The sequence below is a fragment of the Pseudomonas boreofloridensis genome, assembly GCF_030580795.1.
Lineage (GTDB): Bacteria > Pseudomonadota > Gammaproteobacteria > Pseudomonadales > Pseudomonadaceae > Aquipseudomonas > Aquipseudomonas boreofloridensis.
On record NZ_JAUQOQ010000044.1, the window covers coordinates 1 to 1,753 of the forward strand.

Sequence of the window (1,753 nt, forward strand, 5' to 3'; positions counted from 1 at the left end):
GTCAGCCAAGTCCTTGATCGTCCGCTGACTGTCACCCTGAGCAACGGCGATAAAGTCACCATCGCTGCAGGCCAGACCGAGGTTGAGTACAAGGCCCCGGCTCAGGGCGAGGACGTCTTCAAAGACGCGGGTTCGCTCACCGTCGGCATTACCGATGCAAGCGTTGCTGGCAAAACCTTCGAGAACTTGGAACTCGGCGGCAGCGCTACCGTACAAATCGCCGATACCATCAGCGAAGTGGTTGCGACCCTCACTGCCGACAAGTCCACCGTTGCTGAAGGCGGCCAAGTCACTTACACCGTCACACTGAGCAACGCCCAAGGTCTGTCGGTTTCCGGCCATCAGGGCCTGACCTTCACCCTGAGCGATGGCACCAAAGTTACTGTGCCTGCTGGCAGCGCCACTGGCACCGCGACCATCACTGCCAACGACGACGTCTACGTGGGTGGCCAGCCATCCATCGTTAACAAACTGGAATCGGTCACCGGTGCGGATAACTTCGAGAAGTTGACCCTCGGCGACAACTCGATCACCACTACTGTTACCGATGAACCTGGCACTGGTACTCCAGGTGCCGGCAACGAGGGTGACAAGGTTGCCGTCACCATCGTCAGCAATGGCGATGTGAACGAAGCTCAGCAGCCAAGCTTCACCGTGAAGGTCAGCCAAGTCCTTGATCGTCCGCTGACTGTCACCCTGAGCAACGGCGATAAAGTCACCATCGCTGCAGGCCAGACCGAGGTTGAGTACAAGGCCCCGGCTCAGGGCGAGGACGTCTTCAAAGACGCGGGTTCGCTCACCGTCGGCATTACCGATGCAAGCGTTGCTGGCAAAACCTTCGAGAACTTGGAACTCGGCGGCAGCGCTACCGTACAAATCGCCGATACCATCAGCGAAGTGGTTGCGACCCTCACTGCCGACAAGTCCACCGTTGCTGAAGGCGGTCAAGTCTCTTACACCGTTACCCTGAGCAACGCCCAAGGCCTGTCGGTTTCCGGCCATCAGGGCCTGGCCTTCACCCTGAGCGACGGTACTAAAGTTACTGTCCCTGCTGGCAGCGCCACAGGCACCGCGACCATCACTGCCAACGACGACGTCTATGTCGGCGGGCAAGCGCCGATCGTCAACAAGATCGAGTCCGTCACTGGCGGCGATAACTTCGAAAAACTGACGCTGGGTCAGGGCGAAGTTAGGACTGAAGTTACTGATGAACCAGGCACTGGTACTCCAGGTGCTGGTAACGAAGGCGACAAGGTTGCCGTCACTATCGTTAGCAATGGCGACGTGAATGAGGCTCAACAGCCGTCGTTCACCGTGAAGGTGAATCAGCCACTGGATCGTCCGCTGACTGTCACCCTGAGCAATGGCGATAAAGTCACCATCGCTGCAGGCCAGACCGAAGTTGAATACAAGGCTCCGGCTCAAGGCGAAGACGTCTTCAAAGATGCCGGCTCGCTGACTGTCGGTATTACCGACGCCAGTGTTGCTGGCAAGACCTTCGAGAACCTGGAGCTCGGCGGCAGCGCTACTGTACAAATCGCCGATACGATCAGCGAAGTGGTCGCGACCCTCACCGCCGACAAGTCCACTGTGGCTGAGGGCGGCCAAGTCACTTACACCGTCACACTGAGCAACGCCCAAGGTCTGTCGGTTACCGGTCACCAAGGTCTGACGTTCACTCTGTCGGATGGCACTAAAGTTACTGTTCCGGCTGGCAGCGCCACGGGCACTGCGACCATCACTGCCAACGACG

1 protein-coding gene is annotated in these 1,753 nt (G+C 58.5%); it reads left to right on the forward strand.

Annotated elements, in window-relative coordinates:
- Positions 1–1,753, forward strand: a 1,753-nt coding sequence (locus tag Q6A47_RS22880; protein ID WP_369811598.1) for an immunoglobulin-like domain-containing protein, incomplete at both ends; no start/stop codon positions are given.